This is a genomic window from Streptomyces sp. SolWspMP-5a-2, assembly GCF_900091845.1.
Taxonomy (GTDB): Bacteria; Actinomycetota; Actinomycetes; order Streptomycetales; family Streptomycetaceae; genus Streptomyces; species Streptomyces doudnae.
Map to the genome: position 1 here is coordinate 28,583 of NZ_FMCI01000350.1, position 24,989 is coordinate 53,571.

General features: G+C 72.5%; 22 protein-coding genes, 1 tRNA gene and 1 pseudogene. 12 read left to right on the top strand and 12 right to left on the bottom strand.

Annotated features, from left to right (window positions below):
- Positions 1-403: 403 nt before the first annotated feature.
- The gene (locus GA0115242_RS34675) at positions 404-859 is read left to right on the top strand and encodes a tellurite resistance TerB family protein (RefSeq protein WP_093835626.1); all 456 of its coding nucleotides are present in this window, start codon (positions 404-406) and stop codon (positions 857-859) included.
- A 28-nt stretch (positions 860-887) separates the two neighbouring features.
- Here the strand turns inward: GA0115242_RS34675 and GA0115242_RS34680 are convergent, their stop codons facing one another.
- Both GA0115242_RS34680 and GA0115242_RS34685 read right to left on the bottom strand, forming a co-directional pair.
- On the bottom strand, positions 888-1,823 hold the full coding sequence (locus GA0115242_RS34680) for a M56 family metallopeptidase (protein WP_093835627.1): 936 nt from the start codon (positions 1,821-1,823) through the stop codon (positions 888-890).
- A 3-nt stretch (positions 1,824-1,826) separates the two neighbouring features.
- A complete protein-coding gene (locus tag GA0115242_RS34685) occupies positions 1,827-2,225 on the bottom strand; it encodes a BlaI/MecI/CopY family transcriptional regulator (RefSeq protein WP_161353432.1) in 399 nt (132 codons plus the stop codon).
- A 148-nt stretch (positions 2,226-2,373) separates the two neighbouring features.
- Between GA0115242_RS34685 and GA0115242_RS34690 the strand changes: the two genes are divergently transcribed.
- From GA0115242_RS34690 to GA0115242_RS34710, 5 genes are all read left to right on the top strand, one after another.
- Complete coding sequence (locus GA0115242_RS34690; RefSeq protein ID WP_093835628.1) at positions 2,374-2,949, top strand: TerD family protein; 576 nt, start codon at positions 2,374-2,376, stop codon at positions 2,947-2,949.
- Between the two features lie 135 nt (positions 2,950-3,084).
- The gene (locus tag GA0115242_RS34695) at positions 3,085-4,209 is read left to right on the top strand and encodes an acyltransferase family protein (protein ID WP_256089825.1); all 1,125 of its coding nucleotides are present in this window, start codon (positions 3,085-3,087) and stop codon (positions 4,207-4,209) included.
- Positions 4,210-4,336: 127 nt separating this feature from the next.
- A complete protein-coding gene (locus tag GA0115242_RS34700; protein WP_093835630.1) occupies positions 4,337-5,686 on the top strand; it encodes a hemolysin family protein in 1,350 nt (449 codons plus the stop codon).
- On the top strand, positions 5,683-6,702 hold the full coding sequence (locus GA0115242_RS34705; RefSeq protein ID WP_093835631.1) for a hemolysin family protein: 1,020 nt from the start codon (positions 5,683-5,685) through the stop codon (positions 6,700-6,702). The genes GA0115242_RS34700 and GA0115242_RS34705 overlap by 4 nt, the downstream gene beginning before the upstream one ends.
- Before the next feature lie 81 nt (positions 6,703-6,783).
- On the top strand, positions 6,784-7,554 hold the full coding sequence (locus GA0115242_RS34710; protein WP_093835632.1) for a hypothetical protein: 771 nt from the start codon (positions 6,784-6,786) through the stop codon (positions 7,552-7,554).
- Here the strand turns inward: GA0115242_RS34710 and GA0115242_RS34715 are convergent.
- Both GA0115242_RS34715 and GA0115242_RS34720 read right to left on the bottom strand, forming a co-directional pair.
- On the bottom strand, positions 7,527-7,742 hold the full coding sequence (locus GA0115242_RS34715) for a twin-arginine translocase TatA/TatE family subunit (protein ID WP_093835633.1): 216 nt from the start codon (positions 7,740-7,742) through the stop codon (positions 7,527-7,529). The genes GA0115242_RS34710 and GA0115242_RS34715 overlap by 28 nt on opposite strands.
- Positions 7,743-7,862: 120 nt before the next feature.
- Positions 7,863-8,222 carry an ArsR/SmtB family transcription factor gene (locus GA0115242_RS34720; RefSeq protein ID WP_093835634.1) on the bottom strand — a complete coding sequence of 120 codons (360 nt, stop codon included), beginning with the start codon at positions 8,220-8,222 and terminating at the stop codon, positions 7,863-7,865.
- 178 nt (positions 8,223-8,400) lie between these two features.
- Here GA0115242_RS34720 and GA0115242_RS34725 point away from each other — a divergent pair, with 178 nt between their 5' ends.
- A complete protein-coding gene (locus tag GA0115242_RS34725; protein ID WP_093835635.1) occupies positions 8,401-9,738 on the top strand; it encodes an MFS transporter in 1,338 nt (445 codons plus the stop codon).
- 31 nt (positions 9,739-9,769) lie between these two features.
- On the opposite strand, the gene GA0115242_RS34730 is transcribed toward GA0115242_RS34725, so the two are convergent.
- The 3 genes from GA0115242_RS34730 to pip form a co-directional block, all read right to left on the bottom strand.
- Positions 9,770-10,567 carry an SAM-dependent methyltransferase gene (locus GA0115242_RS34730; RefSeq protein ID WP_093835636.1) on the bottom strand — a complete coding sequence of 266 codons (798 nt, stop codon included), beginning with the start codon at positions 10,565-10,567 and terminating at the stop codon, positions 9,770-9,772.
- Between the two features lie 239 nt (positions 10,568-10,806).
- Positions 10,807-11,499 (bottom strand): M24 family metallopeptidase, encoded by a 693-nt coding sequence (locus GA0115242_RS34735; protein WP_093835637.1) that lies wholly within the window; start codon positions 11,497-11,499, stop codon positions 10,807-10,809.
- Positions 11,500-11,646: 147 nt separating this feature from the next.
- Positions 11,647-12,612 carry a prolyl aminopeptidase gene (gene pip, locus GA0115242_RS34740; RefSeq protein WP_093835638.1) on the bottom strand — a complete coding sequence of 322 codons (966 nt, stop codon included), beginning with the start codon at positions 12,610-12,612 and terminating at the stop codon, positions 11,647-11,649.
- 443 nt (positions 12,613-13,055) lie between these two features.
- Here pip and GA0115242_RS40435 point away from each other — a divergent pair, with 443 nt between their 5' ends.
- The gene (locus tag GA0115242_RS40435) at positions 13,056-13,430 is read left to right on the top strand and encodes a hypothetical protein (protein ID WP_141721863.1); all 375 of its coding nucleotides are present in this window, start codon (positions 13,056-13,058) and stop codon (positions 13,428-13,430) included.
- Positions 13,431-13,791: 361 nt separating this feature from the next.
- Here the strand turns inward: GA0115242_RS40435 and GA0115242_RS34750 are convergent, their stop codons facing one another.
- Positions 13,792-15,717, bottom strand: a complete 1,926-nt coding sequence (locus GA0115242_RS34750; RefSeq protein WP_093835640.1) for a GmrSD restriction endonuclease domain-containing protein — start codon at positions 15,715-15,717, stop codon at positions 13,792-13,794.
- 200 nt (positions 15,718-15,917) lie between these two features.
- On the opposite strand from GA0115242_RS34750, the gene GA0115242_RS34755 reads away from it, so the two are divergent.
- A complete protein-coding gene (locus GA0115242_RS34755; RefSeq protein ID WP_093835641.1) occupies positions 15,918-16,238 on the top strand; it encodes a hypothetical protein in 321 nt (106 codons plus the stop codon).
- A gap of 241 nt (positions 16,239-16,479) precedes the next feature.
- Here the strand turns inward: GA0115242_RS34755 and GA0115242_RS34760 are convergent.
- The 4 genes and pseudogenes from GA0115242_RS34760 to sucC all read right to left on the bottom strand — a co-directional run bounded on the left by GA0115242_RS34760 (position 16,480) and on the right by sucC (position 19,373).
- A tRNA-Leu gene (locus GA0115242_RS34760) sits at positions 16,480-16,567 on the bottom strand.
- A gap of 201 nt (positions 16,568-16,768) precedes the next feature.
- Positions 16,769-17,218: a MarR family winged helix-turn-helix transcriptional regulator gene (locus GA0115242_RS34765; protein WP_093835642.1), complete on the bottom strand. Its 450-nt coding sequence runs from the start codon at positions 17,216-17,218 to the stop codon at positions 16,769-16,771.
- A 109-nt stretch (positions 17,219-17,327) separates the two neighbouring features.
- Complete coding sequence (sucD, locus tag GA0115242_RS34770) at positions 17,328-18,227, bottom strand: succinate--CoA ligase subunit alpha (RefSeq protein ID WP_093835643.1); 900 nt, start codon at positions 18,225-18,227, stop codon at positions 17,328-17,330.
- Positions 18,228-18,241: 14 nt separating this feature from the next.
- A pseudogene (sucC, locus tag GA0115242_RS34775) lies at positions 18,242-19,373 on the bottom strand (ADP-forming succinate--CoA ligase subunit beta).
- A gap of 142 nt (positions 19,374-19,515) precedes the next feature.
- On the opposite strand from sucC, the gene GA0115242_RS34780 reads away from it, so the two are divergent.
- The 3 genes from GA0115242_RS34780 to GA0115242_RS34790 are packed head-to-tail and all read left to right on the top strand — an operon-like array spanning position 19,516 to position 24,602.
- A complete protein-coding gene (locus GA0115242_RS34780) occupies positions 19,516-21,198 on the top strand; it encodes a thiamine pyrophosphate-binding protein (RefSeq protein ID WP_093835644.1) in 1,683 nt (560 codons plus the stop codon).
- A 10-nt stretch (positions 21,199-21,208) separates the two neighbouring features.
- Positions 21,209-22,453 (top strand): formyl-CoA transferase, encoded by a 1,245-nt coding sequence (gene frc / locus GA0115242_RS34785; protein ID WP_093835645.1) that lies wholly within the window; start codon positions 21,209-21,211, stop codon positions 22,451-22,453.
- Position 22,454: 1 nt separating this feature from the next.
- Entirely contained in the window at positions 22,455-24,602 is a 2,148-nt protein-coding gene (locus GA0115242_RS34790) for an acetate--CoA ligase family protein (protein ID WP_093835646.1), read from the top strand.
- Positions 24,603-24,989: the final 387 nt, after the last annotated feature.

Genomic DNA, 24,989 nt, shown 5'->3' on the forward strand with positions numbered 1-24,989 from the left:
CGGTCCGGCGGCGCGTCGGACGCGTGCCGGGGCGGGCGGGGTCAGCGGGTCGTCGCGGGTGTCCGGTGCGGGCCGCGCGGCGCGCACCGGGCGGCCGGAGACGCCAGGATCACCTCGTGGAGCGCGCGGGGGACGACGACATCGGTGCGGTGACGCACGGCCGGCCCCCCTCCGTCTCCGGGTGTGCGCCCTGCTCCCGGGCGGCACACGGTCCTCGGCGAGTGTAGGAGGACGGCGCGGGTCCCGGCACCGGATTTTCCGGGTGCTCCCCGACCGGCGTCCCGACGGGGGCGCCGCGGCCGGGACGGGCGTGAACTTCCGCGCGGAGGCGGGAACTTCTCCCCCGTCGCACTAGTTTCTACGGTGTTGTAGACACTCCCGATCCGCACACCTGGAGACGCGCATGGCCCTGTGGGACCGCATCAAGGATTCCGCGTCGACGATGCAGACCCAGCTCGTCGCGAAGAAGAACGACCTCAAGAGCGGCGCCTTCCGGGACGCCAGCATGGCCATGTGCGCGCTCGTCGCCGCCGCCGACGGCACCATCGACCCGGCGGAGCGGCAGCGCGTCGCGCAGCTCATCGCGAACAACGAGGTCCTCCAGAACTTCCCGGCCGACGACCTGCGCCGCCGCTTCGAGGAGAACCTGAACAAGCTCACCGCCGACTTCGACTTCGGCAAGGTCAGCGTTCTCCAGGAGATCGCCAAGGCGAAGAAGAAGCCCGCCGAGGCCCGCGCCGTCATCCAGATCGGCATCGTCATCGGCGGCGCCGACGGCGACTTCGACAAGACCGAGCAGGCCGTCGTGCGGGAGGCGTGCTTCACCCTGGACCTGCCCCCGCACGAGTTCGACCTCTAGGGCGCGTCCGAAGGGGCGGCCGCCCCGGTCACAGCGGGGTGGCCGTCTTCAGGATCAGGAACATGGTGACCGCCGAGTTGGCGGACGACATCGCGGACAGGGCGGCGCCCGCCGCCGCGGTCCAGACGGCCATCCCGACGGTGGTGAAGGTCGGCGGCCAGGTCCGGGCGACCGGGGCGGGGCCCAGCAGCGCCGCCACCCGGCGCGGCACCGGGCCCGGCTCGCCGCCCACCGCGGCCATCGTGGGCGTGGGCGCCGGGCGCGAGACGAGCGCCGCCTTGGCGACGGCACGGGCGGTCAGCCGCCGGTCGCCGACGGCGCGGGCTGCCTCCTCGTCGGCCCACCGCTCCACCGTGTAGGCGACGGTGGTGCGCAGCGGGCGCAGGAACGGGTTGGCGCGGGCCGCGAGTCCGGCCAGCAGCAGGAAGCGGTGGTGACGGCCGGTCAGGTGCGCCCGCTCGTGGGCGAACAGGACCCGCCGCTCCCGGGAGTCGAGTCCGGCCAGCATTCCGGTGGAGACGAGGATGCGGGCCGCCCGGCCGCCGGGCAGGGTGTGCGCGTAGGGGAGGTCGTCGTCGAGGACGGCGACCTGGGTGCCGGGCAGTCCGCGCAGCGCGCGCACGGTGGCCCTGCGGACCCGGTAGTGGCGCAGCAGCAGCGCCGTGCAGGCGGTGGCCGCCGCTGCCAGGGCGCCGACGGCGGTCTTGCCGACGACCTCGTCGTGCGGCACCGCCGAGCGCACCTCCGGGTCGGACCAGCCGTCCGGGAGCGGGTTACCGGGGAGCTGCGCGGTGCCGACGATGGCCAGCAGCGCCAGGCAGAGGATGCTGCACAGGCCGAGCACCCCGGCGACCCCGGAGAGCAGCAGGGTCGCCACCCGGGGGTGCAGTCTGCTCTCGGCGAGCCGGGCGACGGGCCAGGCGGTCAGGGGCAGCACCAGCGGCAGGAACACGAACACGCCCATGGTTCAGACGTCCCCGCTCCCGGCGGGCGCGTCGTCCCCGGCCTCCAGGAGCAGCCGGCGCAGCAGTTCCTCGTCCTGGCGCGGCAGCGAGGAGACGAAGCTCGCGAGCACCGCCTCGCGGTCGCTCTCGCCGTCCAGGACGCGCCGCATCCGGTGGGCGGCGAGGCCCGCCTCGCCGGTGGCCGCCGTCCACGCGAAGGAGCGTCCGGCCCGGCGCCGGGTGACCACGCCCTTGGTGTGCAGCCGCGTCAGGATGGTGACGACGGTGGTGTAGGCGAGCGTGCCGCCCAGCCGTTCCAGGACCCAGGCGGCCGGTACCGGCTCCTGGGCCGCGCGCAGTGCCGTCAGCACCTGGGCCTCCAGCTCGCCCTGCCCGCGCCGGTTCCCGCCTCGCTGTTCCACGCCGCCTCCCTGATCGATCGCCGTCGCGTTCGGCGTCGGACCATCGTAGTGAGGTGGTCCGTCCCCGCCCGCCGTCGAACTTCTACAGTGTTGTAGATTCGGGACAGACCGATGCGCTACCCGCAGACCGCAGCAGGAGGAGAGCACCGTGGGAGTTTCCCTGTCCAAAGGCGGCAATGTCTCGCTCAGCAAGGAGGCGCCCGGCCTGACGGCCGTCCTGGTCGGCCTCGGCTGGGACGTGCGGACGACGACGGGCACCGACTACGACCTCGACGCCTCCGCGCTGCTGCTCGACGCGTCGGGCCGGGTCCCGTCCGACCGGCACTTCGTCTTCTACAACAACCTCACCAGCCCGGACGGCTCGGTCGAGCACACCGGTGACAACCTCACCGGTGAGGGCGAGGGCGACGACGAGTCGATCAAGGTGAACCTGGCCGCCGTACCGGCCGAGATCGACAAGATCGCCTTCCCGGTCTCGATCCACGACGCCGACAACCGCGGCCAGAGCTTCGGCCAGGTCCGCAACGCGTTCATCCGGATCGTCAACCAGGCGAACAACCAGGAGATCGCGCGCTACGACCTGTCGGAGGACGCGTCGACCGAGACCGCGATGGTCTTCGGCGAGCTGTACCGGCACGGCGCCGAGTGGAAGTTCCGCGCCGTCGGCCAGGGCTACGCCTCCGGTCTGGCCGGGATCGCGGCCGACTTCGGCGTCAACGTCTGAATCCCGCGCGCTCCGGTTTGTGACACCGGAAAGCGGTGAGGCGGCGGGGATGCCCCTCCGCCACCTCACCGCCGTGTGTCCCGCCAGACCCGTCCCCGACCGTGAGGGCCGTCCCCGTGGTGCTCAGGAGGCGTGGTGAGCCAGACCACGCGGACCGCCGTCCGGCCGCAGGGCGACCCGGCGGTCGAGGCGCGGCCGACGGCCGCACCGCCGGTCCGGGACGCCTTCTTCGACAACGCCAAGTACCTGGCGATCGTGCTGGTCGCCGTCGGACACGCCTGGGAGCCGCTGCGCGACGACAGCCGGACCGTGACCGCGCTGTACACCGTCGTCTACGCCTTCCACATGCCGGCCTTCATCGTGATCTCCGGCTACTTCTCCCGGAACTTCGACGGCACCCCGCGCCGCGTCCGGCGCCTGGTGACCGGCATCGCCGTCCCGTACGTCCTCTTCGAGACGGCGTACACCTTCTTCACCCGCTGGACCGACGGTGTGCCCGACCGCCCGGTCAGCCTGCTGGACCCGCTGTACCTGACCTGGTTCCTGGCCTCGCTGTTCGTCTGGCGGCTCACCACCCCGCTGTGGCGGTCGCTGCGCCGGCCGCTGCCGGTCGCCCTGGTCGTCGCGATGCTGGCGACGATGTCGCCGTCCATCGGCGAGGACCTCGACCTGCAGCGCCTGCTCCAGTTCCTGCCGTACTTCGTGCTCGGCCTCTGCCTGCGGCCCGAGCACTTCCAGATGGTGCAGCGGCGCCGGGTGCGGCTGCTGGCCCTGCCGGTCTTCGCGGGCGCCTTCGCACTGGCGTACTTCCTGGTGCCGCGCTTCACCGGCGCCTGGCTGTTCCACCGCGCCAGCGCGGTCGAACTGGGCGCGCCCACCTGGGCCGGGCCGCTGATGACGCTCGCCCTCTTCGGCGTCTCCGTCCTGCTGACCGCCTGCTTCCTGGCCTGGGTGCCGGGGCGGACGACCTGGTTCACCGTGCTGGGCGCGGGCACCCTCTCCGGCTATCTGCTGCACGGGTTCGTCGCCCAGCTCGCCAACCACCTGGGCTGGTACCACCCCGGCTGGATGCACGGGCCCGCGGGCGCCGTCGTCACCACCCTGGTGGCCGCCTCCGTCGTGACGGTGCTGTGCACCCCCGCGGTGCGGCGGCTGGTCCGCTTCGCCGTGGAGCCGACCATGGAGTGGGCCTTCCGCCGGTCCGCCGAGCGCCCGGCCGACCAGCCGGGAACCCGTGACCGGACCCCCTCGTTGTCCTGACATACCCCACCAGAAGGAGCACCACCTTGTCCGCCAGACCGACGGACCCCGCGGATCCCCCGGGAGACAGTCCCCGACCACCCCGTCACAGCGAGCATGAGCGCGGCACACGGCGGGGTGGTGTCCGATGAGTGCCGCGACCGCGCTCCTGGGCCTCCTCGCCGTCCTGGTCCTGACGGCGGGCACCGGCTACTTCGTCGCCCAGGAGTTCGCCTACGTCTCCGTCGACCGGCTGGCCCTGGCCCGCGCCGCCGAGGCGGGCGACCGCAAGGCGGCCCGCGCCCTGAAGGTGCTGGAGCGGCTGTCGTTCATGCTCTCCGGCGCCCAGCTCGGCATCACCGTCACCGGGCTGGTCGTCGGCTTCATCGCCGAGCCGTCCGTGTCGGCGCTGCTGCGGCCCGCCCTGTCGGGGGCCGGGCTGCCGGACGCCGCGGTGAGCACCGTCTCCGTGGTGCTCGCCTTCGTCGGCGCCACCGTCGTGCAGATGGTCCTCGGCGAGCTGGCCCCCAAGAACCTCGCCATCGCGGTGCCCGAGCGGCTCGCCAAGGCGCTCGCGGGCTCCACCCTGGCGTACCTGAAGGTCGTCGGCCCGGTGGTGCGGATCTTCGACGGCGCCGCCGACCGGCTGCTGCGCAGGGTCGGCATCGAACCCGTCGAGGAGCTGCACCACGGCGCCACCCTGGAGGAGCTGGGCCATCTGATCGGCGAGTCCCACCAGCAGGGCGAACTGCCCAAGGACACCGCCGAACTCCTCGACCACGCCCTGGAGTTCTCCGAGCGCACCCTGGCCGAGGTGATGGTGCCGCGCGCCGACGCGGTCTTCGTGCGCAGGGACGCGAGCGCCGCCGAGGCGGTCGGTCTGATCGCCCGGCACGGCCACTCCAACTACCCGGTGCTCGGCGACCATCCGGACGACGTCGCCGGAGTGGTCGGCGTGCGCGAGCTGATGCGGCTGCCCGCCGCCGACCTCCCCAGGACCACCGCGGGCGCCTTCGGACGACCGCCCCTGCTGCTCCCCGACACCCTGCCGCTGCCGGAGGCGGTCGAGCAGATGCGGGAGCGGGACGACGAGTTCGCGGTCGTCCTGGACGAGCACGGCGGGGTCGCGGGCGTCGTCACCTACGAGGACATCGCCGAGGAACTCGTCGGCGACATCGCCGACGAGTCCGACACGGTCACCGAACTCGCCGTCGCGGACGGCGCGGGCTGGCTGGTCGACGCCGGGCGCAGACTGGACGAGGTGGCCGAGGCGACGGGGGTGGAGCTGCCCGAGGAGGACGACTTCGACACCGTCGCCGGGCTGATCGTGGACCGGCTCGGCCGCTTCCCCGCCGTCGGCGACCGGCTCACGGTCGAACTGGCCGACGGGGACCGGGTGCTGGTCGACGTGCGGACCCTGGACCGGCATGTGCCCGAACGGGTACGAATCGAGCGGATCGCGGGCCCGGCCCGGGAACGGGCTGAGGAGCAGGCATGAGTTTCCCGATGGCACTCTTCGTCACCGTGCTGCTGCTCATCGGCAGCGGCTTCTTCGTGGCCGCCGAGTTCGCCCTGGTCGCCGCCAGGCGCCACCGCGTGGAGAAGGCCGCGGCCGAGGGAAGGCGCGGCGCGAAGGCGGCGCTGGCCGGGATGCGCGAGCTGTCCCTGATGCTGGCGGGCGCGCAACTCGGCATCACTATCTGCACCTTGGGGCTCGGCTCGGTCTCCAAGCCCGCCATCTCCCACGAACTGGACCCGCTGCTGCACGCGTTGGGGCTGCCCAGCGCGCTCAGTTACGCGGTCGCGTTCGCGGTGGCGATGGCGGTCGTGGTGTTCCTGCACATGGTGGTCGGCGAGATGGCCCCCAAGTCGTGGGCGATCGCGCACCCGGAGCGTTCGGCGATGCTGCTCTCCCCCGCCTTCCGCGCGGTGGTGAAGGTGGTGCGCCCGCTGATCTCGCTGCTGAACCGGGTCAGCAACGCCCTGGTGCGGCTGTGCCGGGTCACCCCGCGCGACGAGCTGGCCTCGGTCCACAACCGGGAGCAACTCGCCCACCTGGTCGCGGAGTCGCAGCGGCTCGGACTGATCAGCGAGGCCGACTCGGAGCTGCTGACCCGCTCGCTGACCGAACCGGAGACCCCGGTCTCCGCGCTGACGGTCCCGGCCGCGCTGATCACCTCGGTGGACGCCGACGCGGACGTCGAGGCGGTGCTGCGGGTGGCCGCCGGGAGCGACCGCACCCGGCTGCTGGTCCGGGACGCCACCGGCTTCGTCGGCTCGGTGCACGCCCGCGACGCCCTGGTCGCACGGGCCAGGGGCCGCGCCACGACCGCGCGCGAACTGGCCCGCCCGGTACCGGAAGCGTCCGCGGACACCACTGTCGCCGACACGATCGACCTGCTGCGCAGGCGGCGCGCCTCGCTGGCCGTGGTCAGGGACGGCGACGGCGTCCTGCTCGGCATGGTGACCCTGGACGACCTGCTGTCCCGGTTCCTCCAGCCCCAGTCCGTGTGAACCCCGCCGGAGACCGGCTCCCGGTGGACCACCACCGGATACGGTGTCCGGCGGCGGCACGTCGGCGGCGGGAGCGGGGACATGGGCGAGCTGGGCACGACCCCACGGACCGGCGGCGCCTCCGACCGGCGCGAACGCCCCGATCCCCGGCCCCGCCGGACGCGCGGCTCCCTGCTGTGGGCCGTGGGGCTCACGGCGGCCATGGTCGTCGGCGCGGGGATCGCCCAGTGGGTGACCTGGCTCGGGGCCGTCCTGTCCCTCGCGTCGGTGGCGGTCACCGCCTGCCTCGTCGGGGGCGTCTGGCACCGGGCCGGGGCGGCGGCGGTCGCGTCCGTCGCCGGGTCAGGGCTGGTGCTGTTCGCGGGGCCCGCGCTGTACGAGGTCTACATGCGCTCGGCGGGCGAGCCAGTGCCCGCCGTGGTCACGTCGGTGGCGGAGCGCCACGGCGCGGGGCGGTGCGCGCTGCGCGAGCTGGACGGCGGGCACCGGGCGTACGAGGTCGCGCGGCAGGGCAACTGCTTCGGCCGGGCGCGGGCCGGTGACCGGGTCGAGATCCGGGTGGACCCGCTGGGCCTGCTGGAGCCGCGCCTGCCGGACGCCACGGACCAGCCGGGCACCACGGACGCCACGGCGGCGGTCGCCGCGTGCCTGGCCCTGACGACCGCGGCGGCCGTCCTCCACGGGGGACGACGGCGCAGGGCCGACGGCGGCCGGGCCGGGGTCGGGGCGTCACGGGGCCTGACGGTGCCGGCGCCGGGGGCCGGGGCGTCACAGGGGCCTGACGGTGCCGGCGGCCGGGGGCGAGAATCCCCCGGGGGCGCAGGTCAGACGCGCGGCGCGGATTCGTCCTGACGTCCGACGACCCTGCCCTCGACGACCTGTCCGGCGCCGGGCGCGTCCTGCTCCTTGAGGGCCTTGGCCTCGCTCTTGAAGATCCGGGCGGCCTTCCCGGCCGAACGCGTCAGCTCGGGCAGCTTCTTGATGCCGAGCACGACCACGACCACGATCAGGATCACGGCCAGCTCACTCAAACCGAACATCAGGTCTGCTCTCTCCCGGGCGGACGCCGCCAACTACAGTGCTGTAGAAGTCTCTCCCGAAAGCGGACCGCGCGACAACCCCGCCTTTCCGGCCGGGCTCCGGCAAGCCGCCGCGCGCGCTCAGTCGTGCGGGGCCTGCCCGCTGACCCGGTGGTCGGCGTGGCTCAGCGCCTCCATGACCAGTCGCCGCAGATGCCCGTCACGCAGGCTGTAGTGGACGTGCCGCCCTTCCCGCCGGGCCTCCACCAGACCGGCGAGCCGCAGCTTGGCGAGGTGCTGGCTGACGGCGGTGCGGGAGGCGTCGCAGTGCTCGGCGAGGGTGCCGACGTCCGACTCGCCCTGGGCCAGCAGCCACAGCAGGTGCAGCCGGGTGGCGTCCGAGAGCAGCGCGAAGACCCCGGTCGCCTCGGCGAGCCGCGCGCTGTCGGGATCCCGCAGATGCGTACCGGGCGCAGATGGGACGGGGTCGCGTCGGGACATGGGGCTCAGCCTAGGGCCTGCGGCACGGAACGAGCGCGGGCGGGCGGGGACCCCCGGAGGGGGCGGGGGTGCGGGGCGGGCTGGGATTCTCGTCTCGTTCTTCATGTGCGCAGATGCGCACACGACGACTACACTGTCGGTCTGTCGTGCCCGACCCGAGCCGTCAGGGAGTCGCCGCATGCTCGCCGTCCTGCGCAACCCCACCTACCGCCGCCTCTTCACCGCCCAGGTGATCGCGCTGGTCGGCACCGGGCTCGCCACGGTCGCCCTCGGGCTGCTCGCGTACGACATCGCGGGCGCCGGGGCCGGTTCGGTGCTCGGCACCGCGCTCGCGATCAAGATGGTGGCGTACGTGGGGATCGCCCCGCTGGTCGGCGCGGTCGCCGACCGGCTGCCGCGCCGGGCGCTGCTGGCGGGCGCCGACCTCACCCGGGCCGGGGTGGCGTGCGCGCTGCCGTTCGTCCATCAGGTCTGGCAGGTGTACCTGCTGGTCTTCCTGCTCCAGTCGGCGTCGGCCGTGTTCACCCCGGCGTTCCAGTCGGTGATCCCGGACGTGCTCCCCCAAGAGCGCGACTACACACGGGCGTTGTCGATGTCACGGCTCGCGTACGACCTGGAGAGCCTCTTCTCCCCCGCGCTGGCCGCCGCCCTGCTCTCCGTCGTCACCTACAACGGGCTGTTCACCGGCACGGTCGCGGGCTTCCTCGGCTCGGCCGCGCTGGTGCTCTCCACGGCGCTCCCCAACAGGGCGGCATCGTCCGCGCGTTCGGGTCGACGGACACGGCCCACCACGGGCATGGCCCTGTTCCTGCGGCTGCCGCCGCTGCGGGCACTGCTCGCCCTCAACCTCGCGGTGGCCGCCGCGAGCGCGATGGTCACCGTCAACTCGGTGGTCTACGTACGGGAGACGCTCGGTCTGTCGGCGGGTGCGGTGCCGCTGGCGCTGGGCGCGTACGGCGCCGGGTCGATGGCCGTCGCGCTGGCGCTGCCCCGGCTCCTGGACCGGGTGACGGACCGTACGGTGATGCTGCGCGGCGCCCTGCCGCTGGCGGCCGTGTTCGGCGGCCTCGGCGTCATCACGGCTGCCCAGGACGGCAGTTGGCGGTTCCCGGCGCTGCTGGCGCTCTGGGCCGCGTTCGGTGCCGCCTGCTCGGCGGTGCTCACACCCGCCGGCCGGCTGGTGCGCCGCTCGGCCCCGCCGGGAAAGCGCACGGCGGCCTTCGCGGCGCAGTTCTCGCTCTCCCACGGCTGCTGGCTGCTGACGTATCCGCTGGCGGGGTGGCTGGGCGCGACCGCGGGGCTGCCGTCGGCGGTGGTGGTGCTCGGCGCCGTCACGCTGGGCGCGGCGCTGCTCGCGGTCCGGCTGTGGCGGGTGCCCGGGACCGCCGTCGAGCACGAGCACACCGACCTGCGCTCCGGGCACCCGCATCTCGACGGCGCCACCCGGGTGGCCGCCGGGTGGCGGCACCGGCACGGGTACGGGGTGGACGGGCTGCACCCGGTGACGCGGGGGTAGCCCGCCGGGGACAGACTCCCCCGTCCGGTCGTCAGGCGCGCTTGCGGGCCACGCCGCCGTAGAAGCCGATCTCGTGCGAGCGGGGCGGCGGCGGACCGTCCGGACGCCAGAACGGGACCTGGGACAGGCCGGGTTCGATCAGGTCGAAGCCGTCGAAGAACCGCTCGACCTCGGCGCGCGGGCGCAGGTTGAGGCTGGCGCTCGCCTTGCTGTAGACGGCCTGCGCGGCGGTCCGGTCGGCGAAATCGCTGGTGGCATGGGTGAGGACGAGGTAGCTGCCGTCCGGGAGGGCGTCGCGCAGGGTGGCGACGATGCCGGCCGGGTCGTCCGCGTCCGTGAGGAAGTGGACGACGGCGACGAGCAGCAGGGCGACCGGCCGGTCGAAGTCGATGACGGCGCGGACGTCCGGGTCCTCCAGGATCGCCCGCGGGTCGCGCAGGTCGCCGAGGACGATGCTGGTGGCGCCGGAGCGGCTGAGCAGGGCGTCCGCGTGCGCGTTGACGATCGGGTCGTTGTCGACGTACGCGACCCGGACGTCCGGCGCGACCTCCTGCGCCGTCTCGTGGACGTTGGGCGAGGTGGGCAGGCCGGTGCCGACGTCGAGGATCTGGCGGACGCCGTTCTCGACGACGTACCGGACGGCGCGGCGCATGAAGTCCCGGTTGGCGCGGACGCCGATGCGCACCTCGGGGGCCGCGGCGGCGAGCGCGTCGGCGGCTTTCCGGTCCACGTCGTAGTTGTCCTTGCCGCCGAGCAGGTAGTCGTAGATCCGCGCGGGATGCGGCTTGCTGGTGTCGATCCCGTCGGCCCGGACGCCGTCCTGTCCCACCCTGAACTCCTCTCGGCCGCCGCGCGGCCCCTCGCCGTGTTCGGCTGCCGACAGCTTCCCACATCAACTTCACTGCTCTTGACCGCAGTTGCCCGGGACGGACGGGGACGGGACGGGCCACGGACGAGTGCTGGAGCAAAGTGGGCGGGTGATCGACGCCGTCGCGACGGGCGCCGCCACTCCCCCTCCCGCCGGGAGCCCCGTCCGGGCTCGACGGCGGTGGTCCGTGTCCCGGCGGGTCAGCCGAGGGTGAGGAGTTCCTCGTAGAAGCCGCCGAACCCGTGCTCCCGGTCCACGAGATGGATCTCCAGGATCCAGTGGCAGACGCGTCCGGCCTTGTCGGTGCGGCGCAGCGGGGTGTCGTTGGCCGGGGTGATGTACGACTCGACGTCGGCGCCGTCGATCCGCTCGTGCGGGAACTCGCCGACCAGGTGTCCGGCGTGCCAGCCGCCCAACTCCCAGCCCGCGTCGGCCGCGAGGCGCGCGACCTCGCCGTGCAGGCGGGCTCCGGTGACGTCCGGGTGGGCGGCGAAGTACCGCTTTCCCGCGGCGAACACGTCGGCGAGGTCGTCCCGCAGTCGGTGCTTGACGGGGTCGTCGCCGAGGACGAAGGTGCGGCCGAAGTCGGCCTCGTACTCCTCGAAGATGGGCCCGAAGTCGGCGAAGACGATGTCGTCGGCGCCGATCGGCCGGTCCGGCGGGTTCTCCTTGTAGGGCAGGAGCGTGTTGGGTCCCGACCGCACGATCCGCTTGTGCCAGTGGCGGGTGGTGCCGAACATCTCGTTCGCCAGATCGCGCACCCGGTCGCTGACCGCGCGCTCCCCCTCCCCGGGCGCGACCAGCCCGCGCTTGTCGATCTCCGCGAAGAGCTGCTCGGCCTTCGCCTGTGCGTCCAGCAGGCGCGTCGCGCGCGTGGATTCGTCGTCCGCCATGGGGCGAACGTAGTTCGCGAGGACGCGGTCGGCAACGCGGTCCCACAGGGTGGCGGATCGTGGCCCCTCCCCCGCCCCGGCTCGGGGGCCCGCCCCTGGTCAGGGCGGCCCACCGGCAGGGGGGCACGGTCCGGGACCCCGCCGTCCTCAGCCGGGACGGCGGGCGAAGTCGTCCAGGGCGCGGAGCACCCGGGCGCGGGTCGTGTCGCCGCCCAGGTGCCCGGCGTCATCGACGACGGTCAGCTCCGCGCCGGGCCAGGCGCGGGCCAGCTCCCGGGCGGTGTCGAGCGGCCCGCCCAGATCGAGCCTGCCGTGGACCAGCACCCCGGGGATCCCGGCGAGGCGGTCCGCGTCCCGCAACAGCGCGCCCTCCTCGAGCCAGGCGCCGTGGGAGAAGAAGTGCGCGCAGATGCGGACGAAGGCGAGTCGCGCGGCCGGGGACCGGTCGCCGTACGGGCGAGAGGCGCCCTTCGTCTCCCCCGACACGACCGTGTCCTCCCAGTCGACCCAGTCGGCGGCGGCCCTCTCCCGCACGGCGGCGTCCGGGTGTTCCATGAGGCGGGCGTAGGCCGCGACGACGTCGCCGTCCCTCGGGGTGCCGGGGGCCCCGGCGAGGAAGCGTTCCCACTGCTCGGGGAAGTGGCGGCCGACCCCGCGGTAGAGCCAGTCGATCTCGGAGCGCCGGGTGGTGGTGACGGCGGCGATCACGATCTCCGACACCCGCCGCGGGTGGGTCTCGGCGTAGGCGAGGATCAGCGTCGAGCCCCATGAGCCGCCGTACAGCAGCCATCGCTCGACGCCCAGGTGCGCGCGCAGCCGTTCCATGTCGGCGATCAGGTGGTGGGTGGTGTTGTGCCGCATGTCGGTGGCGGGGTCCCCGGCGTGCGGGGTGCTGCGTCCGCAGCCGCGCTGGTCGAAGAGCACGACCCGGTACCGGTCCGGGTCGAAGTACCGGCGTGCCAGCGTTCCGCACCCGGAGCCGGGACCGCCGTGCACGACGAGCGCCGGCTTGCCCGCCGGGTTGCCGCAGACCTCCCAGTAGACGTGGTTGCCGTCACCGACGTCGAGCATCCCCGTCTCGTACGGCTCGCTCGGCGGATACAACTCACCCATTTCCAGCACCTCCTGAGAAGCGGACGCGCGGAGAGCCACGCCTCGCTCCACCCCGCTGCCGGGCGCGGAGCGCCCCACATCCCACCACGGACTCCCCGTCCACGGGACCGACACCACTCCGCCGATCCCGAACTCGCCCCGGGACACCGCGGAAAGCCCGACGGCACGGCTGAACTAGGCCCGTCACAGGCACGGTTGACTCGCGCGCCGCGTGCGACGCCGCCTCGATACCGAGCGGCGCCGATCGCTGTCGCCGGGTCCGTGGTGCGGCGTCCGCGCTCCCCGTATGACTCGGGGGTGCCTCTTTCGTCGGCGCGCTGATGTGCGTGCCGCGAGGGGAGTGCCGCGTGTGCCGTCCAGGACTGCCCCGTGCGCTCTGCCGGAGCGTGCGGGGAGGGATCTAGCGTTGCAGGAAGTCAGAAACCACAACGCATGGGGGCAACATGACGTTCCGAGGTCGAATCGCCGGATCCATCGCGACGGCGGCCGTGCTGGGGGCGGGGCTGCTCGCCACCGCCGCTCCCGTCACCGCCGCGCCCGCCACCGGGGTCGCGTCCGCCGCCACGGTCTCCGCCGCCTCCGCCCCGGTCTCGGCCCGGGGTCTCAACTGCGGCAGCCCGCGCCTGCTCACCGGCAGCGCGGGACACAAGGGCGCGTCGGTCAGCTGCACCGGCGGGTCCTTCACCGCGTCCGTGGTCTGCGACAAGCAGGGCTACCGGTACACGCACTTCGGCAACCGTGCCGTGTCCGGCGGCACGTCGACCGTCTGGTGCGACCTGGGCGCCGCCGTGGTGCAGGTGATGGTCGAGCCGACCTGATCCACGGTCCGACGGAGCCGGTCCGGCGGGCACTCCCCCGCCGGACCTGCGGCACACGTCCGTGACCGCCGGGAGGCGGACGACCGGGTCTCCTGAACGCGGAAAATCCCAGCGCGGACGAATCCGTGCCGGGATTTTCGTGAAGCCGACCTGGGCAGTCGTGAGAACTGCCGTGGTGGGACGTTCACCAGATCCTTCGACCAGGCGCAACAGTCAGAGTCCCCCGCCGGCACGCCCTGCGGCTCGCCGTTGACCGTTACGGCCGGATCGGTCTCCGACACACGCACAGACGTGTCGATCGATGCGGGGCCGAGGAGCTCGCCCAGCGCATGACGCACCTGGGGGATGGAGGGGCCGTTCACTACCGAATGCTCTGCAACAACCGTCCCGTTGCAGTGACGGTCCAGAAGTTCCATCCGTTCCGATTCGGATTGACGTGCGGGTTCAGGACGTGGACCACGGCGACCGCCGCCCCGCTGGGAGTCTCGTACTCGCCTCGCCCCGGACCGGAGGGGATCCTCACGACGCGCGACAGGGGATCGTAGTAGGCGTCGACGCGCTGGCCTTCGTAGACCGCGTGGATCTCGACACCGCGCTTCGTGCGAAGTTCTTGGACCTCCGCCCCGACGAGTGTGGGTGCGGTCGGGCCCTCCACGATCAGCTGCTCGTCGGCAGGCAGCTCGTCGGTGTCCTGGGGGATGACCTGTGCGTCGTAGCGGGGAAGACCGAGCAACTCGTTGAGGACGTTGGCCAGCAGACTCCGGCGTGCGGCCAGGAAGTCGGGGAAGCGGTCCAAGGACCGCAGCTCCGGATCACCGGGGATCCACTGTTCGGCCAGGCGCTCCGGCGCGATCCCCGCCATGTAGTCGACGGGCAGCCCGGAGGAGATCATCTTGTTCGTCTGACCGGTGACGAAGGCAAGGTTGGCGAGGCTGTTCCACTCCTCCTTCGCGTATGTCCCCTGGACTCTGGCGCGCGGGAACACGTGGTGGAATTCGATCTTGGAGCCGCTGTTCATCGGCTGGTCGCTGATGGCGATGTTGGTCGCCCAGTCCCGCGCCGTGCCCCGCAACGCGGCGATGTAGAGCAGTTTGAAGAAGGGATGCGTGGAGTACTTCTGCTCCAAGTCCCTCGGGTGGAGGGCGCTGTCCCGGGACCGGGTGCCGGAGGCCCGGCGAATGAGTTCGGCGAACAGGCCCTCTCCCTCACGCGATTTGATCAGCCTTGCCTCCGCGTCGAGTTTCCCCTCGACCTGCAGCGAGTAGTGACTAAACGCCGTCGCCGTGTAGACCCAGCGACGCAGCAGCTGAGCCTCTCCCGGGCGCAGCTTGCCGTCCCGGTGGTGCAGCAGCAGGGCGGGCACGATGGTGACGTTCGGTGACGAGAGGACCTCGGACCGGGGAATGGCGCACTCGCCCTTCAAAAAGTCGATGGCGAAGCGCAGCGCCCTTTCGGTGGCGTGCCAGGCCTCCTTCAGCGCGGCTTCGTCCATGTCGGCCCCGATGAGCTTGATGTGATGGGCGCCGGTTCCCGCGAGGAGGCTCGTGAGACGCAGAACGGCTTCCCTGTTCAGGGCGAAGTTGCTGTCCTGCAGCTCTTGGTGGAAGGCGTCCATAGTGTCCAGGCCGTCGGACCACCGCGCCGCAATGGCGCTGTAGACGAGGTCCCCCTTGGACAGCCTTCGACCGCCCTTGTTCAACCGGGCGAAGAGTTCGGCGACTTCCTCATAGTCGTCGGACTCGTAGGTGATGACGGCGATCTCCTGCTTGCGGATGTCGTGCACCTTCTGCAAGCGCTGCATCCATGCGCCGAACTGCGGGGCGGAGTAATCGATCCCGGCGGCTTTGAGCACCTCGTGGTACTGCACGTTCTCCTGCAGCAAGGTGGAAACACGGAACAGGAGCGGGTCTTTGCTCTGGATCGCGCTCGGGTTGACGAACTCCTCGGTGCGCACATCGAAGCGCAGGTCGATAAGCCGGCCGTCCGCCTTTGACTCCGGCCGGTACACCCAGGCCAGGGAGGTCAACCGCTGTTGCCCATCCAGGAGGTAGAGAGGCTGATGCGCCGACTTGTCGGCCTGAATGACGGCAGCCGTCTTGAAGGGGACGGTCAGATTGGTCTTCCACAAGAGCAGGGCACCGACGGGGTAGCCCCGGTAGAGAGAATCGAAGAGATCGCGCACGTCGGGCCTCATCCAGACGAAGTCGCGCTGAATGGAGGGGATGACGACCTTGCCCTGAAGCAGCTCCTCGATTTGAGAAGCGATCTTTTGGTTTGCCAGCCCCATGCTGCCCCCAGCCCGTGTGTGCTCCGTCACACACACGCTATCAACTGCCGAGGAGGGCCAACTGCGGCCGAGAGCAACCACTTTCGCTTGCCGGGGTCGCCGCATACTCCACGCGACCCTGCGCGGTGTCGGGCCACGCGTTCGCGCAGCGGAGATGGAGGAGGCTGAACTCGACGACCGGGTCGGAGCAGGTACGTGAGTTGGCGGTCGGGCAGGAAGTCTGGTCCGGACTGCGCAGTCAGAACGAGGGCGGCAACGGCAACCTCAAGAAGTCCGCCCTCGACAGCATCGGCAATCCCCAGCTCCGCCTGCCGCACGGACACGTCGCACAGACCCTGCTCACTGCCGTCATCATCTTCGAGGCGAACCTCAGAGCCATCCGACGGTTCCTCCGCGATCAGGGCATCCAGCCCCGCAATGCCAGCCCGCAGAGCGCCGCAACCCAACCCGGTGACCTCTCCGACCCGCCCCTGGCGCGACCCCTTCCGACCGAGCAAGTCGAGCCGCCGCCACACGAGTGACACACCCCCGCCGCGCTCCATGCCCTGAAAACCCCATATGCCTGCGCCACGGCTACCAGCCGTCGCGCAGGCATGTCCTGTTTCCACAGGTGAGAGGCGCAGCACCTGGACCGCCACCGCCCCACACCCTCACCGAGCCGATCACGAGGCTCTAAGGCCCCAGGAACGACAAAAAACCGGTGAGTCGCATGACTCACCGGTAACTCGTGAACGCTTCGGGACGATCTCGCGAAGTCCCTTTTGGTGTCCGAGGGGGGACTTGAACCCCCACGCCCGATAAAGGGCACTAGCACCTCAAGCTAGCGCGTCTGCCATTCCGCCACCCGGACCAGGTGTCTGCCGCCTGGCCGGGGGTGTTCCCCGCGGCGACATGGACAACAATACCAAGCTTTCGGAGCGCCTTTCACCTGCGTTTCCACCCCGCGGGCGGCGACGCGACACGGGTCGTGCGGCGGACCGGGGGCGGTCACCCGGGGCGACACGCCGGCACCGGGGAGTGAGCGAGGGCCCGCGTCCGCGTGATCGCCCGCTCACTCACGGCCCCGGTCCTCCGCGACCAGCACCTGGAGCGCCCGCAGCAGGGTCGCCGCCGTCTCCTCGCCGAGGGGCGCGAGGAAGCGGCGCTCGGCCGCCAGGCGCGCGCCCTCCGCGTGCCGCAGGCACTCCTCCCCGTACGGGGTCAGTCCGACGATGTTCTTGCGCCGGTCCTGGACGTTGCGGCGGCGGACCACTAGGCCGTGGTCCTCCAGGCCGTCGATGAGGGCGACCATCGTGGTGCGGTCGACGCCGAGCCGTCCCGCCGCCTCCACCTGGGACAGCGGCTCGCCGCAGGCGAGCACGGCGAGGACCGCCAGTTCCTGCCCGTCCACCCCGTGGCGCGCGAGGGCCAGGGCGGACGCCCGCGCGAGTCGGGCGTGCACCCGGGCGAGGAGGTGACCCAGCCGGGGTTCGACGGGTAAGGGGGACGTGTCCGCTGTCATGCGCCGACTGTAGTCAGAGCTGACGGTGGGTGAGGACGGGACGGACGAGGTGCCGGGCCCGGGGTCCGGCCGGGGCCGGTGCGCCGGGGCGCGCGGCACGCTCGCGGCGTCAATCGGGCGCCGTGCGCATCCCCCGTCCGAGGCGGGCGCGGACGAGCCGTGCCGTCTCCGTCGGGGTCCGGCCGACCTGGACGCCCGCCGCCTCCAGCGCCTCCCGCTTCGCCCGCGCGGTGCCGGACGAGCCGGAGACGATCGCGCCCGCGTGCCCCATCGTCCGGCCCTCGGGAGCGGTGAACCCGGCGACGTACCCGACGACCGGCTTGGTGACGTGCGCGCGGATGTGCGCGGCGGCGCGCTCCTCCGCGTCGCCGCCGATCTCGCCGACGAGGACGATCAGTTCGGTGTCGGGATCGTCCTCAAAGGCCGTGAGGCAGTCGATGTGGGTGGTGCCGACGACGGGGTCGCCGCCGATGCCGACGCAGGTCGAGAAACCGATGTCCCGCAGTTCGTGCATGAGTTGGTAGGTGAGGGTGCCCGACCTGGAGACCAGGCCGACGCGGCCGGGACCGGCGATGTCGGCGGGGATGATGCCCGCTCCGGAGCGTCCGGGCGAGATCAGGCCGGGGCAGTTGGGACCGATCACGCGGGTGCCGCGGGCTCGGGCGTGGGCGTGGAAGGCGACGGCGTCGTGGACGGGGACGCCCTCGGTGACGACGACGGCGAGGCGGATCCCGGCGTCGGCGGCCTCCATGACGGCCGCCCTCGTGGAGGCGGGCGGCACGAGGACGACCGTGACGTCGGCGCCGGTGGCCTCGACGCCCTCGCGCACGGTGCCGAAGACGGGCAGGACGCGTCCTTCGGCGTCGACCGTGCCGCCCGCCTTGCGCGGGTTGACGCCGCCGACGACGTCCGACCCGGCCGCGAGCATCCGCCGGGTGTGTCTCCCGCCCTCGGCACCGGTGATGCCCTGGACGAGGATCCTGCTCTGCTCGGTGAGGTAGATGGCCATGGGATCCCGTCTCCCTAGGCGGTGGTGGCGAGCCGGGCGGCGCGGCGGGCGGCGCCGTCCATCGTGGTGGCCTGCTCGACCAGGGGGTGGGCCCGGTCGGCGAGGATCGCCCGGCCGCGGGCGGCGTTGTTGCCGTCGAGGCGGACGACGATCGGTCTGGTCGGCGCGACGGCGTCGAGGGCCGTGACGATGCCCTCGGCGACGGTGTCGCAGGCGGTGATGCCGCCGAAGACGTTGACGAGGACGCAGCGGACGCCGGGATCGGAGAGGACCACGGAGAGCCCGTCCGCCATGGTCCGCGCGGAGGCGCCGCCGCCGATGTCGAGGAAGTCGGCGGGGCGGGCGCCGCAGTCGGCGATCGCGTCGAGGGTGGACATGACGAGGCCCGCGCCGTTGCCGATGACGCCGACCTCGCCGTCGAGCCGGACGTAGCTGAGCCCCTTGGCCGCGGCCGCCGCCTCCAGCGGGTCCCGGTGCTCCGCCCCGGCGTCACCCGGACGTGCCCTGCGGAAGCGGGCGTTGTCGTCCAGGGTGACCTTGCCGTCGAGCGCGACGATCCGGTCGTCGTCGGTGCGCACCAGCGGGTTGACCTCCACGAGGAGGGCGTCCTCGCGGACCGTGACCTGCCAGAGCCGGACCAGGACGTCGACGGTCCGCGGCGGCAGGCCGGCGGCCTCGGCGATCGCGCGCGCCCTCGCCGGGGTGACGCCCTCCACGGGGTCGACGGGGGATCCGGGCCACGGCCTCGGGGTGCGCGGCGGCCGTCTCCTCGATGGCGGTGCCGCCGCGGGCCGAGGCGATCGCGAGGAAGGTCCCGCGCCCGCGGTCGAGGACGTAGGCGACGTAGAACTCCTCCGCGACGGCGACGGGTTGGGCCAGCATCACGGTGCGGACCGGGTGGCCCCCGATCTCGGTGCCGAGGATCCGGCGGGCCGTCAGTTCCGCGGCGGCCGGTCCCTCGGCCGTCCGCACGCCTCCCGCTCTGCCGCGGCCGCCCGTCCTGACCTGGGCCTTGACGACGACCCTGCCGCCGAGCCGGCGGGCGATCGCGCGGGCCTCCCGGGGCGAGTCGGTGATCTCGGCCCGCGGGACCACGATGCCGTGCGCCGCGAAGAGGTCCCTTGCCTGGTGCTCGTACAGGTCCATCCCGGCTCCTGTCTGAAAGTGCCGCACGCCCCCTGGACACCACCCACCGGATGCGGGATAACAAGCTTCATACAGTATTCGTCGACTGTATGCAATCTATCGCGAGCCGTTCCAACCACCCACGAAGGGACAGGACTTCGCCATGCCCGACGACACCCAGGACGTCATCTCCGGAGGCCATCTCGTTGCCAGGGCGCTGAAGGCCGAGGGGGTCGAGCGGATCTACACCCTGTGCGGCGGCCACATCATCGACATCTACGACGGCTGCGCGGACGAGGGCATCGAGGTCGTCGACGTCCGCCACGAACAGGTCGCCGCGCACGCGGCCGACGGGTACGCCCGAATCACCGGCAAACCCGGCTGCGCCGTCGTCACCGCGGGTCCCGGCACCACCGACGCCGTCACCGGGGTCGCCAACGCCTTCCGCGCGGAGTCCCCCATGCTGCTCATCGGCGGCCAGGGAGCCCTCGCCCAGCACCGGATGGGCTCCCTCCAGGACCTCCCGCACGTCGACATGATGACGCCGATCACCAAGTTCGCGGCGACCGTGCCGGACACCGCGCGCGCCGCCGACCTGGTGTCCATGGCGTTCCGCGAGTGCTACCACGGCGCCCCGGGCCCCTCCTTCCTGGAGATCCCGCGCGACGTGCTGGACGCGAAGGTCCCGGTCGACCGGGCGCGGGTGCCCAGGCCGGGCGCCTACCGTGCCTCCACCCGCTCCCCGGGCGACCCGGACGCCGTCGAACGGCTCGCCGACCTGCTGGTGCACGCCCGCAAGCCCGCCGTCCTGCTGGGCAGCCAGGTGTGGACGACCCGGGCCACCGCGGCGGCCGTCGACCTGGTCCGCGCCCTCGACGTCCCCGCCTACATGAACGGCGCGGGGCGCGGCACCCTCCCGCCCGGCGACCCGCACCACTTCCAGCTCTCGCGCCGGTACGCCTTCTCCCACGCGGACGTCATCGTCGTCGTCGGAACCCCCTTCGACTTCCGGATGGGCTACGGCAGGCGCCTCTCGCCGGAGGCGACCGTCGTCCAGATCGACCTCGACTACCGGACCGTCGGCAAGAACCGGGACGTCGACCTCGGGATCGTCGGCGACGCCGGGCTGGTGCTGAAGGCGGTGGCCGAGGCCGCCTCCGGACGGATCGCCGACGGGGCGTCCCGGCGCAAGGAGTGGCGCGACGAACTGCGCGCCGTCGAGCAGGCCGCGCTGGCGAAACGGCTGCCGAGCCTGCGCTCCGAGGCCGCGCCGATCCACCCGTACCGGCTGGTGAGCGAGATCAACGACTTCCTCACCGAGGACTCGATCTACATCGGCGACGGCGGCGACATCGTCACCTTCTCCGGGCAGGTCGTGCAGCCCAAGTCGCCCGGACACTGGATGGATCCGGGCCCGCTGGGCACCCTCGGTGTCGGTGTCCCCTTCGTGCTGGCCGCCAAGCAGGCCCGCCCGGACAAGGAGGTTGTCGCCCTCTTCGGGGACGGCGCCTTCTCCCTCACCGGCTGGGACTTCGAGACGCTCGTGCGCTACGACCTCCCCTTCGTCGGCATCGTCGGCAACAACTCCTCGATGAACCAGATCCGTTACGGCCAGGCCCAGAAGTACGGCCGGGCCCGCGAGCGGATCGGCAACACCCTCGGCGACGTCCCCTACGACCGGTTCGCCCAGATGCTGGGCGGCTACGGCGAGGAGGTCCGCGACCCCGCCGACATCGCCCCCGCGCTGCGGCGGGCCCGGGAGTCGGGGAAACCGTCCCTGATCAACGTCTGGGTCGACCCGGACGCGTACGCACCCGGAACCGTGAACCAGACGATGTACAAGTGAGGTGGCCCCGATGACCGGCACAGCAGCCGCCAAGGCACTCGAAGGAATCCGCGTCCTCGACATGACGCACGTCCAGTCCGGGCCCTCGGCCACCCAGTTGCTCGCCTGGCTCGGCGCGGACGTCGTCAAGCTGGAGGCGCCGTCCGGTGACATCACGCGCGGGCAGTTGCGCGACCTCCCCGACGTCGACTCCCTCTACTTCACGATGCTCAACTGCAACAAGCGGAGCATCACCCTCGACACCAAGACCCCGCGCGGCAAGGAGATCCTCACCGAGCTGATCCGCCGCTCGGACGTCCTGGTCGAGAACTTCGGCCCAGGCGCCGTCGACCGGATGGGGTTCACCTGGGAGCGGGTCAAGGAGATCAATCCACGGATCGTCTATGCCTCCGTCAAGGGGTTCGGCGAGGGCCCGTACACCGGCTTCAAGGCGTACGAGGTCGTCGCGCAGGCGATGGGCGGGTCGATGTCGACCACCGGTTTCGAGGACGGGCCGCCGCTGGCGACGGGGGCCCAGATCGGGGACTCGGGGACAGGCGTCCACGTCGTGGCGGGGATACTCGCCGCGCTATTCCAGCGTGAGCGCACCGGACGTGGTCAGCGGGTGAACGTGGCCATGCAGCACGCTGTGCTCAACCTCTGCCGGGTGAAGCTGCGCGACCAGCAGCGCCTGGCACACGGCCCGCTCTCTGAATACCCGAACGAGGACTTCGGCGCGGAAGTTCCCCGGTCCGGGAACGCGTCCGGCGGCGGGCAGCCCGGCTGGGCGGTCAGGTGCGCGCCGGGCGGCCCCAACGACTACGTGTACGTCATCGTGCAGCCGGTCGGCTGGCGGCCGCTCTGCGCGCTGATCGGCCGCCCCGAACTCGCCGACGACCCCGACTGGGTGACCCCGGCGGACCGGCTGCCCAAGCTCGGCAAGATGTTCCAGCTCATCGAGGAGTGGTCGGCGACGCTCCCCAAGTGGGAGGTGCTGGAACGGCTCAACTCCCGCGCCATCCCGTGCGGACCGATCCTGTCGACCAGGGAGATCATCGAGGACGCCTCACTGGCCGCCAACGGGATGATCGTCACCGTGCCGCACCCCGAGCGCGGCTCGTTCGTGACCGTGGGCAGCCCCCTCAAGCTCTCCGACTCCCCCGTGGACGTGACGAGTTCACCACTGCTGGGCGAGCACAACGCGGAGGTGTACGGCGGCGAGCTGGGCCTCGGCGACGACGAACTGCGCCTGCTCGCCTCGGACGGGGTGATCTGAGGTGCCCGCGCAGGACCGGAAGCGGACGGTCCGCGCGCTCCTCGACGCGGTGCGGGCCGAGGGACGGCGCACGCTGACCGCGCCCGAGGGCAAGGTGCTCGCGGACGCCTACGGGATCGCCGTCCCCGGCGAGGCGGTGGCCACCGACGTCGACGAGGCGGTGGCCTGCGCGGATCGTTTCGGCGGGCCCGTCGTGATGAAGATCGTCTCGCCCGACATCCCGCACAAGACCGAGGCGGGCGGGGTGGTCGTCGGCGTGCGGGGCGCCGCCGAGGTACGGGCCGCGTTCCACCGGATCGTCGGGAACGCGCGCGCCCACGACGCCACCGCGCGCGTGGAGGGCGTCCAGATCCAGGAGTTGCTGCCGCCGGGTCTCGAGGTCATCGTCGGGGCGGTCACCGATCCGACGTTCGGGAAGGTCGTCGCGTTCGGGCTCGGCGGGGTGCTCGTCGAGGTCCTCAGGGACGTCACGTTCCGGCTGGCGCCCGTCAGCGGCGACGAGGCGACGTCGATGCTGGACTCCGTCCGGGCGGCGGAGGTGCTGCGCGGCGTCCGCGGGCAGGCGGGCGTGGACCGGCGGGCGCTCGCCGCGCAGATCGAGCGGGTGTCCCATCTGGTGACGGACTTCCCGGAGATCGGGGAGGTCGACCTCAACCCGGTGATCGCGACCCCGGAGGGCGCCGTCGCGGCGGACGTCCGCGTGATCCTCGCGGAGCGGCAGCCGCCGTCCCGGCGCCGGTACACGCGCGAGGAGATCCTCACCTCGATGCGGCGTCTGATGGAGCCGTCGTCGGTCGCCGTGATCGGCGCCTCCGCCGAGGCGGGCAAGATCGGCAACTCGGTGATGCGCAACCTCCTCGACGGCGGGTTCGCCGGGGAGATCCACCCGGTCAACCCCAGGGCGCACGACATCCTCGGCCGCAAGGCGTACCGGAGCGTCACCGACGTCCCCGGGGACGTGGACGTCGCGGTCTTCGCGATCCCCGCCAGGGCCGTGCCCGCCGCCCTCGACGAGGTGGGCCGCAGAGGGATCCCCAACGCCGTGCTGATCCCCTCGGGGTTCGCGGAGACCGGCGAGGACGCCCTCCAGGACGAGATCGTGACGATCGCCGAACGGCACGGCGTCCGGGTGCTCGGGCCGAACATCTACGGCTACTACGCGACCTGGCAGGACCTCTGCGCCACGTTCTGCACGCCCTACGACGTCAAGGGCGGGGTCGCGCTGACCTCGCAGTCCGGCGGCATCGGCATGGCGATCCTGGGGTTCGCGCGGACCACGGGGACGGGCGTGTCGGCCATCGTGGGCCTGGGCAACAAGTCGGACCTCGACGAGGACGACCTGCTCACCTGGTTCGGTCAGGACCCGCACACCGACTGCGTCGCGATGCACCTGGAGGACCTCAAGGACGGGCGGGCCTTCGTGGCGGCGGCCCGGGAGACCGTGCCGAGGAAGCCGGTCGTGGTCCTGAAGGCGGGCCGTACGGCGGCGGGCGCGCGGGCGGCGGGCTCGCACACCGGGGCGCTCGCGGGCGACGACGCCGTCTACGACGACGTCCTGCGCCAGGCCGGGGTGATCCGGGCGCCCGGCTTGAACGACATGCTGGAGTACGCGCGCGCGTTGCCGGTCCTGCCCACCCCGAAGGGCGACAACGTCGTCGTCATCACCGGGGCGGGCGGCAGCGGGGTGCTCCTGTCGGACGCGATCACCGACAACGGGCTCTCCCTGATGGCGATACCGCCCGACCTGGACACGGCGTTCCGGCGGTTCATCCCGCCCTTCGGGGCCGCGGGCAACCCGGTCGACATCACCGGGGGCGAGCCGCCGTCGACGTACGAGGCGACGATCCGGCTGGGCCTGGAGGATCCGCGCGTCCACGCTCTGGTGCTCGGCTACTGGCACACCGTCGTCACCCCGCCGATGGCCTTCGCGGAACTCACCGCGCGCGTGGTGGCCGAGTTCCGGGAACGGGGCGTCGAGAAGCCGGTGGTGGCGTCGCTCGCGGGTGACGTCGAGGTCGAGGAGGCGTGCCGGTACCTCTACGCGCGCGGGGTGGTGGCGTACCCGTACACGACCGAGCGGCCGGTGGAGGTGCTCGGCGCGAAGTACCGCTGGGCACGCGCGGCGGGCCTGCTGGGCGGCCCTTCGTGAGGTGAGCGGCCGGGAGCCGTCCGGGGAGCGCGCCGGGCGGTCCCGGACCCGCACGCGGACGCGTGACCCGACGACGGTCAGTGACCCGACGACGGTCAGCGGGTCGGCGGCGGTCAGCGAGTCGGCGGCGCGGGAACCCGGGCGCGGAAGGCACGGGGGGAGCCACAACCGGTGGCGGCTCACCCGCGAGCCGGAACCCACGCGCGGAAACCACGGGCTTCCGGAGCCGCTTGAGCCCAACGACGGCCGGCCAGGGTCCGCGCGCGCAAACCACAGGGGCAGCCCCAACCGGTGACCGCTCCCCCGCGAGCCGGAACCCACGCGCGCAAAGCACAGGCTTCCGGAGCCGCCTGCGCCGGACGGCGGCCGGCCGGGATCCGCGCGCGG

Coding starts and splice junctions, on each gene's coding strand:
- GA0115242_RS34705 (WP_093835631.1), top strand. CDS start 5,683: ATGAGTTTCCCGATGGCACTCTTCGTCACCGTGCTGCTGCTCATCGGC.
- frc (WP_093835645.1), top strand. CDS start 21,209: ATGACCGGCACAGCAGCCGCCAAGGCACTCGAAGGAATCCGCGTCCTC.
- GA0115242_RS34750 (WP_093835640.1), bottom strand. CDS start 15,717: ATGGGGCTGGCAAACCAAAAGATCGCTTCTCAAATCGAGGAGCTGCTT.
- GA0115242_RS34710 (WP_093835632.1), top strand. CDS start 6,784: ATGGGCGAGCTGGGCACGACCCCACGGACCGGCGGCGCCTCCGACCGG.
- GA0115242_RS34715 (WP_093835633.1), bottom strand. CDS start 7,742: ATGTTCGGTTTGAGTGAGCTGGCCGTGATCCTGATCGTGGTCGTGGTC.
- GA0115242_RS34780 (WP_093835644.1), top strand. CDS start 19,516: ATGCCCGACGACACCCAGGACGTCATCTCCGGAGGCCATCTCGTTGCC.
- GA0115242_RS34725 (WP_093835635.1), top strand. CDS start 8,401: ATGCTCGCCGTCCTGCGCAACCCCACCTACCGCCGCCTCTTCACCGCC.
- GA0115242_RS34700 (WP_093835630.1), top strand. CDS start 4,337: ATGAGTGCCGCGACCGCGCTCCTGGGCCTCCTCGCCGTCCTGGTCCTG.
- GA0115242_RS34680 (WP_093835627.1), bottom strand. CDS start 1,823: ATGGGCGTGTTCGTGTTCCTGCCGCTGGTGCTGCCCCTGACCGCCTGG.
- sucD (WP_093835643.1), bottom strand. CDS start 18,227: ATGGCCATCTACCTCACCGAGCAGAGCAGGATCCTCGTCCAGGGCATC.
- GA0115242_RS34765 (WP_093835642.1), bottom strand. CDS start 17,218: ATGACAGCGGACACGTCCCCCTTACCCGTCGAACCCCGGCTGGGTCAC.
- GA0115242_RS40435 (WP_141721863.1), top strand. CDS start 13,056: ATGACGTTCCGAGGTCGAATCGCCGGATCCATCGCGACGGCGGCCGTG.
- GA0115242_RS34675 (WP_093835626.1), top strand. CDS start 404: ATGGCCCTGTGGGACCGCATCAAGGATTCCGCGTCGACGATGCAGACC.
- GA0115242_RS34735 (WP_093835637.1), bottom strand. CDS start 11,499: ATGGCGGACGACGAATCCACGCGCGCGACGCGCCTGCTGGACGCACAG.
- pip (WP_093835638.1), bottom strand. CDS start 12,612: ATGGGTGAGTTGTATCCGCCGAGCGAGCCGTACGAGACGGGGATGCTC.
- GA0115242_RS34720 (WP_093835634.1), bottom strand. CDS start 8,222: ATGTCCCGACGCGACCCCGTCCCATCTGCGCCCGGTACGCATCTGCGG.